Here is a 13,543-nt window from a genome sequence, read left to right on the forward strand (position 1 = left end):
TGGAAAACTTAAGTTCATACGCATAGAAAGGCTTTCTCTTGAGGGAAAGGGGAGACATGAAGAACAGTAAAGTGTACCGTATTGAAAAAATTATGAGTCTGCCAGAGATTATACGACTATTTTTATGTCGGGATGGAATTAGAAGATGGGATATTCTGTGCGACCGTAGACGATGTCTTCAGATGCAGGCTGATAGTGAATTGAAATGAAAAGATGGTTTGGCTGCTTCAATGAGGAGATACATCCAAGTGTTGTGTACTGGCAGTGGTGAGCTAGGATGGTTGATGCGGAGCAGGTCTGGATTATCTACATGGACAATGTCATTTAAGAAGAGAAAAACGGAAAGCAAAAGGTCTTGAACAAGGTGAATCCCTAAAAGGCAGAAATAAGCTTGACAATAAGTGGTATAACACGTAATAGAAAAGAACTGATAAAAAAAAGGAATCCCTGGTTTGCTAGTCAGAGGATTCCCGTGTGTTATAATAAAAATGAAGATTCATTTTTATTATAGAGCATTAAATTTTCAAATATTCATTGCAGTAGGCACTAATATGTGCCTCGAGATTAGCGGACACAATAGTCATGAACAGTGAATTAGATACATCTTTTTTGGGTAGGCCGAACATAAGTTGCTTAATGGCACATTCTTCAGAATAAAGCCACGCCTCAAAGCAGTCGTTTTCTTCGTCATCAACAATGTCTATAGCAAATCCCTCTATATAGCATTTGTAGGATGCAATTGTTACTTTTTTCTTCTCCAGCATATTACGGATCCTTTCTTTAAATAGTGTTTTTTGTTATAAAGTAAGTTAGAGCCGCTAAAAAACTCTGACAGAATAAATATGCTGTGATGAGTTGGATAATAGATCATAAAAATATGTTTTTATATAGATACAATTAGCTTCCTTTATATTTTGGCAATAACAAAAGAAATGATTTATTTATGCCAAAGTGTTTTCACATAATGTAATATCTTGAGAATGTAGAAATAATGAGAAAGGCATCATGGTGGTGCTATTGGGAGGATGAATGCCTAAAGGTTATAATTTGAATCCGAATATACAAATGAAAATAGAGGATGAGCGTGCCGGGAGACTTGACTATGTTTATGAAACCTCCCTGTCCTTAAATGAGTGTCAGACCAGGATAGGAAGGAAAGTCTCCGGGAAATTATCAGAGTATGAAGCAGAGACTAAGGATGGGGTTTTATACATATTATTTGCTGATAATACTGAAAATACTGGCGGACTATATGTTGCACAACCTCAGAAATATGCCGTCAGATTTGAAAGCATGACGGATAAAACCGTTATAAGGGTCAGATACATCTGGGAGAATGACATGATAAGTGTTCAGTACTTATTAAGAGAAGATATTGACGACTTTTTCAGATCTCTGTTTGACGCTTATGTATCCGGGTCTGATAAAAAGGTCTGGATTAACTCTGCGGAGGAGTATGTTAGGAAAGATCCTTTGAGAATACATGGAACTAAATATTTTTGGGTGATCAGTGCCGCTTTTCTTATAGTGTGGTTTGTTCTTATTATATATACAAGTATTGGGAACTGAACGAACAATAGATCCCGTTTGTGCGGCTTTGAATGGCATTTTGATAATCTGAAAGCAAGTTCACGTTTACAGTCTATAAATAACGGTTAGGGTGTTCAAAGAATCAGTAGCTTTGGAGGTAAAGTCTAATGAGTCTGATATATAAGAAGGCAACGATAAAAGATCTAAATACTTTGGTAAAAACGAGGATAGAAGTATTGCGGGCGGCCAATGAACTTGATGATGATATAAGCATGGATGAAGTGGAACGGAAATCCGAAGAATACTATATAAATTCGTTGAACAGTGATAAACACACTGCTTACCTTGTTTTTGATAACGATTCTTTTGTCGGGACAGGAGGCGTAAGTTACTTTCAGGTGATGCCTACATACCATAATCCGACAGGAAAAAAAGCCTACATAATGAATATATATGTTAGACCTGATTACAGAAGGCGAGGAATAGCAACAAAGGTATTGGATTTGCTGGTAACAGATGCCAGAGAGAAGGGTATAACCGCTATCTCTTTAGAAGCTACGTGGATGGGACGCCCACTATATGAGAAATATGGTTTTGTGAAGATGCAAAATGAAATGGAATTGTTGGGCTGATGAAATTAAGTCTGGTTGAGTTGGTTGCTGACTTATCTTAAGTGGAAATGAATTACCCATCAGGGGGCGTTATAATATCTTATCCTAAAATGATCATTTAAAGGACAAAGCACCATGAAGCTCAATATGACGGAATAAGGATGGTTGATATTGCGAGATGGCTTAGTACTTCGCAAAAGTAAAAATAATTAAAAATGCGAAACAAAAGGGCCGTAGAATGATGTACCATTATAAGCATACCTGCAATGGGGAGTGTTTATCATGCAATCATAAGAGACAATACGGATGCAGATGTATTCCGTCTCCTAGAACAGGAAATATAATTATTTGTAGGGTGTTAATCGAAATGAACTAAATTGTAATGAAATAGGGGCACATACCACCAATTTATGACGGTATGTACCCTTTACATAAGTTTGATTCTATTCAAAACAGCTTGGCGCTATCTGTTTTTCTTATTCATATAGTTATTCATCAATAGGAACAGTAGAAAAGCTGTTCTAGCAAGTTAAGTCTAAGTAATCAATGTTCTTTTTTCCATCAGCTTCTGATATTTCAGATTTCTAATTACCATGTTCTTGTCAATCCGGATGCAGGAGTTAATGCAATACCTATCATTCCAGGCTCAGAAAAAATCGGTATATCTTTATTGACTACATAGCAGAGCTGTGCTCCGCGCTTGATGCAGTAATGATCCATCTCCCACTCATTGGGATAGTCACTGACGTATAAGTAATTTTCAAGTTCTCCAAAGTCAGTATAGGAATGGATTACATGATAGACGAGAGCGTTGGTAATCTTTTCGAATTTTGCGACTCTAGCTTTCTGCTCATCGTTAAGCCAATAGCAAGCTCCAAATGGAGGTGCACTTTCTGATACAATTCCCTCATCTTCAAACTGTTTGATTATCTCAGGGTAAATTCCCCACGCTTTCATTCGCTTTACTGCTTCTGCTTTCTTTTTATCTCTTGATACCTGCATTATTTTTTTGTTACACATAAAAATACTCCTAACTAATTTTTTTTTTTACACTTGCAATATGTGAGATAATTCGAAAAATGATTTTTTATTTATGTATTTATTTAAGTACAATATCAAGAGGCGTTCAGACAACAGCACTGATACCACTTGTGGTGAAAGCAAGTGAGACTTTAAGGGAGAATCCGCGTATCAATGATCCAAAGGCTTTAGATATTATCAGGCATCTGAATATTGATACAAAGCAATATGACAAATTTCTTTCGCATGAGGGAGTACGTACCATTATGCTGGATCGTAAGATAAAAGAGATTATAGAGAAACATCCTGATACAGTGATGGTAAATATTGGGGCAAGTTTTGATAACAGATTCTCAAGGGTTGATAACGGAAAGATATCATGTTATATCGAGTACAGATGGAGGGGACTTCGTTAAAATTGGGCTTTCGCGAAAAGATACGGAATTGGCTTCGATTGATGCCGGGAGATATATCGGAAAAAGAAGATTTAAAGCAGGTTTAATGAAATAATCCGCCAGGACTTACAGGGTCTTGGCGGCAGTCAGTCGTCTTAGGCAGCACGGTCCATAACTACGAGATAGTCGGTGTAGTCTATACTGAATGTATAGAGGACAGAGTTATCTGATTCCTCTCTTGTTAGATTCTCCATGTCTTCAACACATCAGCAGAATGAGCCGTTTTCGGTTCTGAAGTAGATGTCACCACGGCTAAAGTCTGTACTGGTTAATGTTACGGTGCTTTCCTCGTAGGAATCGAAAGAGATGGTCCTTTCAATATAAAGGGATTCCTTTCTTTCATAGGCGCCCTGAATGTCCTTACAGAACAGGGATGTTTCGTTTGTAATGTTCATGTCGTTTCTCCTTTAATTTTTTTACAAGAATAATTTTCTCACGGTTTTTCAAAAAAAGAATTTCTAGCACCAGTAAAAAATCATCCGGAGTAATTATGCGTTCGGATTTTTCTGTAAAATGTCTGCCGATAGTTATTTTGCATTTATTTAGTTTATCAAGGCTATTATTTCTAGCTAAATACAATGGTGGTATAGGTTAAGACAATCATGCACTTGTATTTTGCCTCAATAACCGGTGCATTTTTGTAATCACGAGGCATATTATACCGCTGTTCTGAGGATACTCTAAATCCTTGCACAAAAAAATCATATATTCATGCACGCCTTTTTATAGGACACATCATCTTGTATCGTTAGTGTCAAAAAACAAAAATCGCATTGTATTATGAAGTGGAAGTTTTTTATTAAAGGATGTATGATTATAATCGATTTTAAGAATATGTTAGAGGATGCAATCGATGGATTCAACGCTCATCAGGAATGAAATACTTTGTTATACATATGATGAAAAATACAAGAAGATAAAGTGGCTTGATCTATACTGTAAAGATAAGGCCGTGTTTTTCAGAAAGCTCAAGTCGGGAGAAGTATCACCTGATACAGTTCTTTTTTTTGAGATGTCTCAACAAAAGCTAGATGAAATAAAGGATTCTGTGAGTATTGCTTTTTTCAGGGAGCAAAAATGTCTAGAGCTGATTGATGACTTTGTATCGAATCAGGAGGAGCTTGCAAACAAGCAAGAAAAGTCAACGATTAAGCCTAAGAAAGAGGAAAATCTGGGTAAATGCTCAATAGAAGAGTATAAGGGTCAAAAGTTTACCGTGTTTACAGTGGGAAAAGGAAAGCTGGTTAAGTGTTCATGCTGTGGGAAAAACTGTGATAAATATGGTGAATATGAAAAATTACAAGGATTGGCTTGTGTTAAGTGTATTCATAAAAATATCGACGGAAAATCTTTAATTGAGAAGATTAAGACAGCCAGAAAAACCATTGTGCCGTCTTCGTATATAAATAACCTTATACAGCAAACACATAGAGGAAAGCTGAAATGGGTCGCAAAAGTTGCAAATGATGCTGGAATTGAGTATGCGAACTATGTTTCTACGGATGTAAAGAAGCGTAAAACTATATCATTAATTAGGATAATTTCTGATTCTGGAAAGAGGTATGTGTTAAAAGAAGATAATAACGTACAAAAACTGTATGGGTTGGAGGAATTAGAAAAAGAAATAATAAAAACAGATCCTCAGGTAGTCAGGGTTAAAGTCCATAAAAAGACCGCAGAAGAGCGAGAAGCTGAGATTGAGGCTTTACGGCTAAAGAAAGAGGAAGAAAAAAGAGAAGAAGCGAAAAAGAAAGCTGAAGCAGAACGTTTGGAATTAGAACGTATCGAAAGAAAAAAAGAAAAAGCAGAACAAAGTAGATTACAGGAAGAAGAGGAAGAAGAGGCAAAAAAGCGCAAAGAAATAGCTAGGGAGAGACAAAGAAAACTACAGGAAGAACTTGCAGCCCTGCCGCAAATTGGTATTAGAGATTTTGTTGTACGAAGATCAGTATTTAAGTGTATGCATAACAATCATAAAATAGAAAACATTGTAGCTGCTGTAAGCATAATAGATAATCAAAATGAGGAGCGGTTAGCTAGGATCAACGCGGGATTTTGTCCAGTATGCAAAGTGTATTTTGTAATGGAAAGCTCTTATGATAATTTAAAGAAGATGGGCATTCCATTATGCAGAATGAGTGATGAGAAGACATATTTAAAGAACTATTCCATTAATGGAATGATGCTAGCTCAAGAATCCATTTTAATGCAATATAACTATAATGTTAGTCAGGTTGAGGGACTAACAAGCGCAAGAAGACAAAAAATATTAGCAGTACTGATTGATAAGGGTATATTAAGTAAAAGTGAAATAATAAGTTATATTGATTTCTTTATTAGCCAAAGGCAGTATCAATCTAAGTATCAGATTGCAATATCGAAGTGGGAAATGGATAGAGAATTTGTAGAAAACTATCGCATAGGGGAGTACCATCAATATGGTATAAATGCCATATATAGAAAGTGATTTACAAAGGTTTGGGAAAGATCAAAACAAAAATATTCTCAGAATTCTTCTTTCTTCTTCTTTATAATCTGTCATTTTTAACGGACACCTCGTCGTGTATTGTATAGTCAGAAACAAATCGGACATACAGTCACGGGAGGTGTTTTTGATGTGTAGATTCATATATTGGTTGCGAAGAGGTTGGAGAATCCGGCAGAAGAGATGTGGACAGTGCTGTCTGACTTGCCCGTTTTATGAGGAGTGCAGTGGGGAATAGTGTTATTTAAAGGAATTATCATTCTGCAAGCCAGATTATGTGAATTGTTTTTTTGTGCTTATGTTGTTTGAACATACATAGGGGTATATAATTTATGGTATATTACATTGGATTAGTGGGCATTTTTCACTATTTAAAAGGGTACAATCATGGATTCATTGATGGGTGGTTTGAAGTTAATAGATAATGTAAATCAGACATTACGTGATGATTTAAGTAACGAGATTAAATCTGGCAGCAAGGTTTCTATAGCTGCAGCAAGTTTTTCAATTTACGCATATCAGGAATTAAAAAAAGAACTGGAGCAATGTGAAGAATTTAGGTTTATCTTCACGGCTCCTACTTTTGTTGCAGAAAAAGCGCAGAAAGAGAAACGGGAGTTTTATATCCCAAGAATGAACCGTGAACAGAATCTCTATGGTACAGAGTTTGAAATCAAGCTCCGTAATGAGATGACGCAGAAGGCCATTGCCAAGGAATGCGCTGAGTGGATTAAGAGAAAAGGTGTATTTAAGTCCAACGTCACACAGGAGAATATGCCGGGATTTATTCATACATCGGGAAAATCCTATGCACCTATCATGGAGTTTTCTACTGTAGACCTCGGATGCGAGAGAGGTAATAATGCCTACTCCATGATTCAGAAAATGGATGCGCCATTTTCACAGGAATACCTAAAGGTATTTGAAGAACTATGGAATGATAATAAGAAGCTCCAAGATGTCACAGATGTTGTATTGGAGAATATAACGACTGCATATAATGAAAACTCACCGGAATTTATATATTTCATGACATTGTATCATGTGTTTAGTGAGTTCCTTGAAGATATATCAGAGGATGTCCTTCCAAATGAGGCAACCGGATTCAAGCAGAGTAAAATCTGGAATCTGCTATACGATTTTCAGAAGGATGCTGTGCTTGCAATCATTAATAAACTTGAAAAATATAATGGCTGCATACTTGCTGACAGTGTAGGTCTTGGTAAGACTTTCACTGCTCTTGCCGTTGTCAAATACTATGAAAATAGGAATAAGACTGTGCTAGTTCTATGTCCAAAGAAGCTTGCTGAGAACTGGAACACATATAAGGATAATTATGTCAACAATCCTATAGCTTCGGACAGATTGAATTATGATGTTCTGTTTCATACAGACCTTTCAAGAAATGGGGGCTTCTCTAATGGGCTTGATCTAGACAGGCTCAACTGGGGTAACTATGACCTCGTTGTAATAGATGAGTCTCACAATTTCAGAAACGGAAGTGGAACACATAGCAATCATGTAGAGAACAGGTACAACAGACTGATGGATAGGATTATCCGTGCAGGAGTAAAGACAAAGGTTCTGATGCTGTCAGCGACACCTGTTAATAACAGGTTCAACGATTTAAAGAATCAGCTGGCACTTGCTTATGAAGGTGACTCTGATACTTTGAATGAAGCTCTTGATACAAAAAAGCCACTTGAAGAAATATTCCGTCAGGCCCAGAGAGCTTTTAATGAGTGGAGCAAGCTAGATGCCGAGGATAGAACTACAGATGCTCTTCTTAGAAATCTGGACTTTGATTTCTTCGAAGTGCTGGACAGCGTTACCATTGCAAGGTCAAGAAAGCATATTGAGAAGTATTACAATACTGCGAAAATAGGAAAGTTCCCTGAGAGATTAAAGCCGATCTCTAAATTTCCAAAGCTTACAGATCTAAACAACGCGATCAATTACAATGAGATATTCGAGCAGCTTACATTGCTAACACTATGTATATATACTCCTTCCAACTACATCTTCCCAAGTAAGATGCAGAAGTATATGGATCTTACCCATAATAAAGGTCAAAGCCTTACTCAGAAAGGACGTGAGGAAGGTATTAGGAAGTTGATGAGTATTAATATGCTCAAAAGATTGGAGAGCTCAGTTTATTCTTTCCAGCTAACCCTTACCAGAATAAAGGATCTTATCAATGGAACAATAGATGCCATTAATCGCTATGAGAAGTATGGAACAGCTAACCTTGATATGTATGAGCTGAATGAAGATGAGTTTGACATAGAGGATGAGAATACAGACTTCCGTGTAGGTAAGAAAGTAAAAATTGATCTTGCTGACATGGATTACAAAAGCTGGCGTGAGGAACTTAAAGCTGATGCATACATCTTGGAACTTTTAACTTCCATGGTTTCAGATATTACACCAGAGCATGACTTCAAATTGCAGGAGCTATTACAGCTTATTGAAAATAAGATAGAAAATCCTATCAACGTAGGGAACAAGAAGATTATAGTTTTCTCTGCATTTTCAGATACGGCTGAGTATCTATATGACAATGTAAGCGAGTTTGTTAAGAAGAAGTATGGCCTTGATACCGCAGTTATCACTGGTGCTATCGAAGGAAAGACCACAGTAAAGGGTATTAAACCTACCCTTAATAATGTGCTCACATGCTTCTCGCCAGTTTCAAAAAATAAAGAAGTACTCATGCCAAACAATCCGGCAGAGATAGATATACTGATTGCAACGGACTGTATTTCAGAAGGCCAGAACTTACAGGACTGTGATTACCTTGTTAATTATGATATCCATTGGAACCCTGTTCGCATCATTCAGAGATTTGGCCGAGTTGACCGTATTGGAAGTAGGAATCAGTACATTCAGCTTGTGAACTTTTGGCCGGATATGGATCTTGATGAATATATAAATCTCAAGAGCCGTGTTGAAACACGTATGAAGATATCCATTATGACCTCTACCGGTGATGATAACCTTATTAGCCCGGAAGAGAAAGGAGATCTGGAATACCGTAGAGCGCAGCTCAAGAGATTGCAGGAAGAGGTTGTTGACATAGAGGATATGTCCACAGGAATCTCCATAATGGACCTTGGGCTCAATGAGTTCAGATTGGATTTACTGGAGTATGTAAAGACTCATCATGATTTGGAGAAAAAGCCAAAGGGACTTCACGCTGTTGTAAGAGCATCGGAAGAAAATCCGGAAGGAATCATCTTCGTACTGAGGAATGTAAATAACAGTGTGAACATTGATAATCAGAACCGTATCCATCCATTCTACATGGTGTATATAAGTTCCGATGGAGAAGTGGTTTGCGATTATCTTAATCCTAAGCACCTTTTGGATACAATGAGGCTTTTGTGCAGAGGTGAATCTGAACCGATTAAAGAACTATGCACACAGTTCAATGAAGAAACCAATGATGGGAAAGATATGGCTGATATATCAGAACTGCTTAGTGATGCCATTACATCCATCATTGATACAAAGGAAGAAAGCGATATCGACAGTCTCTTTAAAAAAGGCGGAACATCTGCTCTTATGTCAGAAGTATCAGGCCTCGAAGATTTTGAGTTGATTTGTTTTATGGCTGTTAGGGAGTAGAGGAAGGAGAGCAATGCTTGGATTACCACAATCAACAGAATTCAATAAGCGTATACCAAAGCAAAAGTTTTATGAGAACCTTTCTATAAGCTCATCATTAAAGCAATCTTTTGTAGAACAGATAAAAAGTATTCACTGGAGAAACAAGATTGCTGCGAGTACAGTAAATATTGCTACAGGTTCTGAAGTAGAAGAGATAGAAGTTTTTGAAATCAAGCTCACCGGTGAGACTATTGATGAAGGAATCCTGAAACAGATGGATAAAGAGATACCTTATCATATTTTGTTTCTCTTGGAGTTTGATGAAAAGTATCAGGCATGGATCGGGTATAAAGAAGAAGCTCAATCCGGTAAAGGTATGTTCAAAGTCAATAATTACTATCACACAGAATGGATTAAGCTAAATGAACTACCCGTGAAGATGGAAGGACTATCTATCGATGCTGTCTATGAGAATTTTGTAAGGCAAATTGCTGGAGGAACATTAGAAACATCAAATCAAGAATCTCTCAAAGCGTCTATTGAAAGGAATAATAAACGGCAAGAACTACTAAAACAAATAGATAAATTACAGAAACAAGTCAGAAAAGAGAAACAGTTCAATGTTCAAATGCAGCTTAATGCAAAGCTAAAGACATTAAAAAAGGAGTTGGATAAGTTTAAATGAAACAAGAATATCTTCTTCTCAATATACATGATAAACAAAAAATCTCAAATTATAAGCCAGAAAGAGTGGGTTCAAAGCTTTTTTCGGTTGAAAACGGAAAATGCTGGTATGCAGAATTTTCTAATAATGAGAATAACTTGAAAACAGCTAAGAGTTTGGCTGAAGTTGATGAGTATGTGAGGAATAATTTTCAGGTAATAACACTGCAAAATGATAGTTCTAAGTATTTAAATGATAGACTATATCCATTAATGAGTAGCTTTGAACGCAAACTAAGAAAAATTCTTTATATGTTCAGTGCAATTAATAAAGATGATGAATCAGCAAAAAATATTGAGAAGCTTGAAGAGAAAGATTTTGGACAAATTTTTACCATCCTTTTCATAGATGATGGATTTATGTCAGCAGCCAAAACAATTATAAAAGAGACTAAGCGGGAAACTTTTTCAAAAGAAGAAATTATTCATATTTTGGAGAGTATAGATGAAAAAACAGTTTGGGATAAGCTTCTTGGAAAAAACATTGCGCCAACCTTAAGAAAGGAGTATCAGTTTGTACGTGAAGCTAGAAATGATATTATGCATTCTCATGATATAAGATGGGAAAAATATCAAAAAGCGGAGAAGCTGATTAGAAAAATAAATAGGGAACTTGATGAGGCGATAGATGATGTGCAAATCAAGGAAAATATAACAAAGAGTCAGCATAATTTCAATAAAACTTTGTCCGATGCACTGAGAGTACATGAACAGATTGCACGAGCATATGACAAATCAATGGTACAAATTCAAAATGAATTGGCAAACACTTTTAATCATGATTTTATTAGATTAGCACAAATAACTCAACAAATGGAGACTGCATTTCAATGGAGCAAAGAGATGGAGAAGGCAATAGAACAGTCTCGCAACTTAACAAATTCTATAGGTAAGTCTCAGGAACTTATAAAAGCAACAGAAAACGCTCAAAAGATAGCGGATTTGTATAGAGAGAATCCAGGTTTAGTGGAAGCAGAAAGACGTATTGAACGAATATCAAATATGGTTGAAGAGAATCCGGCTATTTTGGCTATACAAAATCAGGCAAGATATATGGCACGATTATCACAGACATGGGATAGAACTATAAACAATGGTATTATTGATAAAAAATCAAATGATAATGACGGAGGATTAAAAAATGGAGAAAATGAGAATGGAATCGATGGATATGACGGTTCAGAACATCGAGAAGATTGAGACATTATTTCCAAATTGTATTACAGAGTTCAAGGACTCCGAAGGAAATATAAAAAAGGCAATAAATTTTGATATCCTTCGTCAAATGCTTTCTAATGAAATTGTTGAGGGTCCTGAGGCGTATGAGTTTACATGGGTTGGAAAAAAGTCTGCAATCGTTGAAGCAAATAAGCCGATAAGGAAAACACTACGTCCTTGTAAAGAGGGTAGTGTCAATTGGGATGAAACTAAAAACTTATATATACAAGGTGATAATTTGGAGGTATTAAAACTTCTTCAGGAAAGTTATCTCGGGATGGTTAATATGATTTATATTGATCCGCCTTATAATACCGGAAGTAACCTAATTTATAAAAATAATTTTTTTCAAACAGAGGCAGAATTTCTAGAGGATGAGGGTGTATTTGATGATGATGGAAATAGACTAGTTGTTAATTCCAGGACAAACGGTAGATTTCATTCAGATTGGTGTACGATGATATATGCAAGACTTCTTTTGGCAAGAAATCTTCTTGCTAGTGATGGAATAATTGCGCTCACTATTGATGATAGTGAAATAGAAAATGTTACGGCAATAATGAATGAAGTATTTGGAGAGGAGAATCATTTAGCAACTATAATTATCAAAAACAATCCATCAGGAAGATCTACAGTTACTGGTGCATCCATTTCACATGAATATGCATTATTCTATGGAGCAAATACAAATGTGAAGTTGGGAAGACTTCCAAGAAATGACAAGCAAATAGCTCGTTATAAGGAAAAGGATGAAATAGGACAATTTGAATGGGTTAATTTCAGAAAGCATGGAGGATACAAGGAAGATGCGCCTTCTATGTACTATCCTATCTATATTAACAAAGAAAATATGACATTCAGAATTCCAAAATTGGAATGGAATGGTGATACAAAGGAATATACTGTATTAGAAAAACCAACAATAGAAGAAATTGTATCGTACCCTATTGATGAAAACGGCAGACCACGACGTTGGAAATGGAGTTTAGAAAGAGCAATTTCAGATACTTCGGATATGTGTGTTAGGTTGGATCGTGATAAGAACCCGGCTGTGTACATAAAAGCACGAATGAAAGATGAAGGAATGCTTCCGCTAACAGTATGGGATGAAAAACAATATTCATCCACTGAGTACGGAACAAATATGCTTACAAATCTTCTTGGAAAGCGTTATTTTGATTATCCAAAATCTATATATGCAGTTATGGATTGCTTAAGGATAGGTCATTCTGAACCAAATGGAATTTTTTTGGACTTCTTTTCTGGAAGTGCGACCACAGCAGAAGCTGTGATGCGTCTTAATGCAGAGGATGGCGGTAATAGACATTTTATTATGGTTCAATTACCAGAAAAAACAGATGAAAATTCAGAAGCATATAAAGATGGTTATAAGACCATTTGTGATATTGGAAAAGAAAGGATAAGAAGAGCTGGCAAAAAAATCATAGAAGAATCGTCGCTAAATCATAACGAATTAGATATAGGCTTTAGAAACTTTATTATATCAGATAGCAATATGAATGAAGTGTATTATAGCGCCGACAGATATTCTCAGGGTATGCTTGCAGCTATGGAATCAAACATCAAGTCTGACAGAACAGACCTAGATTTGCTTTTCGGATGTGTTCTTGAATGGGGATTACCATTGTCATTACCATATTCATCCGAAGAGATATCTGGCGTTAAGGTACATACTTATAATAATGGAGATTTAATGGCATGCTTCGATGAAAACGTGCCTGAAGATGTTGTTAAAGAAATTGCTAAGAGAAAGCCGTTAAGAGCTGTGTTTAGAGATAGCAGTTTTTCAAATAGTCCAGCAAAGATTAATGTTGGAGAAATATTTAAACTTTTGGCACCTGATACAACTGTCAAGGTTATTTAAGGAGTAA

11 protein-coding genes are annotated in these 13,543 nt (G+C 36.2%); 8 read left to right on the plus strand and 3 right to left on the minus strand.

Annotated elements, in window-relative coordinates; all coding sequences use genetic code 11:
• Positions 1 to 515: 515 nt before the first annotated feature.
• Positions 516 to 764: a hypothetical protein gene (locus BXO88_RS10870; RefSeq protein WP_078037757.1), complete on the minus strand. Its 249-nt coding sequence runs from the start codon at positions 762 to 764 to the stop codon at positions 516 to 518.
• Between the two features lie 265 nt (positions 765 to 1,029).
• Here BXO88_RS10870 and BXO88_RS10875 point away from each other — a divergent pair, with 265 nt between their 5' ends.
• Both BXO88_RS10875 and BXO88_RS10880 read left to right on the plus strand, forming a co-directional pair.
• On the plus strand, positions 1,030 to 1,569 hold the full coding sequence (locus tag BXO88_RS10875) for a hypothetical protein (protein WP_078037758.1): 540 nt from the start codon (positions 1,030 to 1,032) through the stop codon (positions 1,567 to 1,569).
• Between the two features lie 128 nt (positions 1,570 to 1,697).
• Positions 1,698 to 2,162: a GNAT family N-acetyltransferase gene (locus BXO88_RS10880; protein WP_078037759.1), complete on the plus strand. Its 465-nt coding sequence runs from the start codon at positions 1,698 to 1,700 to the stop codon at positions 2,160 to 2,162.
• 567 nt (positions 2,163 to 2,729) lie between these two features.
• Here BXO88_RS10880 and BXO88_RS10885 read toward each other — a convergent pair.
• Positions 2,730 to 3,161, minus strand: a complete 432-nt coding sequence (locus tag BXO88_RS10885; RefSeq protein ID WP_078037760.1) for a hypothetical protein — start codon at positions 3,159 to 3,161, stop codon at positions 2,730 to 2,732.
• A gap of 59 nt (positions 3,162 to 3,220) precedes the next feature.
• Between BXO88_RS10885 and BXO88_RS10890 the strand changes: the two genes are divergently transcribed.
• On the plus strand, positions 3,221 to 3,577 hold the full coding sequence (locus tag BXO88_RS10890) for a hypothetical protein (protein WP_242945203.1): 357 nt from the start codon (positions 3,221 to 3,223) through the stop codon (positions 3,575 to 3,577).
• Positions 3,578 to 3,822: 245 nt separating this feature from the next.
• On the opposite strand, the gene BXO88_RS10895 is transcribed toward BXO88_RS10890, so the two are convergent.
• Positions 3,823 to 4,011, minus strand: a complete 189-nt coding sequence (locus tag BXO88_RS10895; RefSeq protein ID WP_078037761.1) for a hypothetical protein — start codon at positions 4,009 to 4,011, stop codon at positions 3,823 to 3,825.
• Positions 4,012 to 4,469: 458 nt separating this feature from the next.
• Between BXO88_RS10895 and BXO88_RS10900 the strand changes: the two genes are divergently transcribed.
• The 5 genes from BXO88_RS10900 (at position 4,470) to BXO88_RS10920 (ending at position 13,536) form a co-directional block, all read left to right on the plus strand.
• Entirely contained in the window at positions 4,470 to 6,083 is a 1,614-nt protein-coding gene (locus tag BXO88_RS10900; protein ID WP_078037762.1) for a hypothetical protein, read from the plus strand.
• A gap of 405 nt (positions 6,084 to 6,488) precedes the next feature.
• Positions 6,489 to 9,728, plus strand: a complete 3,240-nt coding sequence (locus tag BXO88_RS10905; RefSeq protein WP_242945204.1) for a helicase-related protein — start codon at positions 6,489 to 6,491, stop codon at positions 9,726 to 9,728.
• A gap of 13 nt (positions 9,729 to 9,741) precedes the next feature.
• Positions 9,742 to 10,395, plus strand: coding sequence for a DUF4391 domain-containing protein (locus tag BXO88_RS10910; protein ID WP_078037763.1), 654 nt, complete (start codon positions 9,742 to 9,744; stop codon positions 10,393 to 10,395).
• On the plus strand, positions 10,392 to 11,633 hold the full coding sequence (locus BXO88_RS10915; protein WP_078037764.1) for a hypothetical protein: 1,242 nt from the start codon (positions 10,392 to 10,394) through the stop codon (positions 11,631 to 11,633). The genes BXO88_RS10910 and BXO88_RS10915 overlap by 4 nt, the downstream gene beginning before the upstream one ends.
• The gene (locus tag BXO88_RS10920) at positions 11,575 to 13,536 is read left to right on the plus strand and encodes a site-specific DNA-methyltransferase (RefSeq protein WP_078037765.1); all 1,962 of its coding nucleotides are present in this window, start codon (positions 11,575 to 11,577) and stop codon (positions 13,534 to 13,536) included. Before BXO88_RS10915 ends, BXO88_RS10920 begins: the two co-directional genes overlap by 59 nt.
• Positions 13,537 to 13,543: the final 7 nt, after the last annotated feature.

The sequence above is a fragment of the Oribacterium sp. C9 genome, from assembly GCF_002007235.1.
Taxonomy (GTDB): Bacteria; Bacillota; Clostridia; order Lachnospirales; family Lachnospiraceae; genus Oribacterium.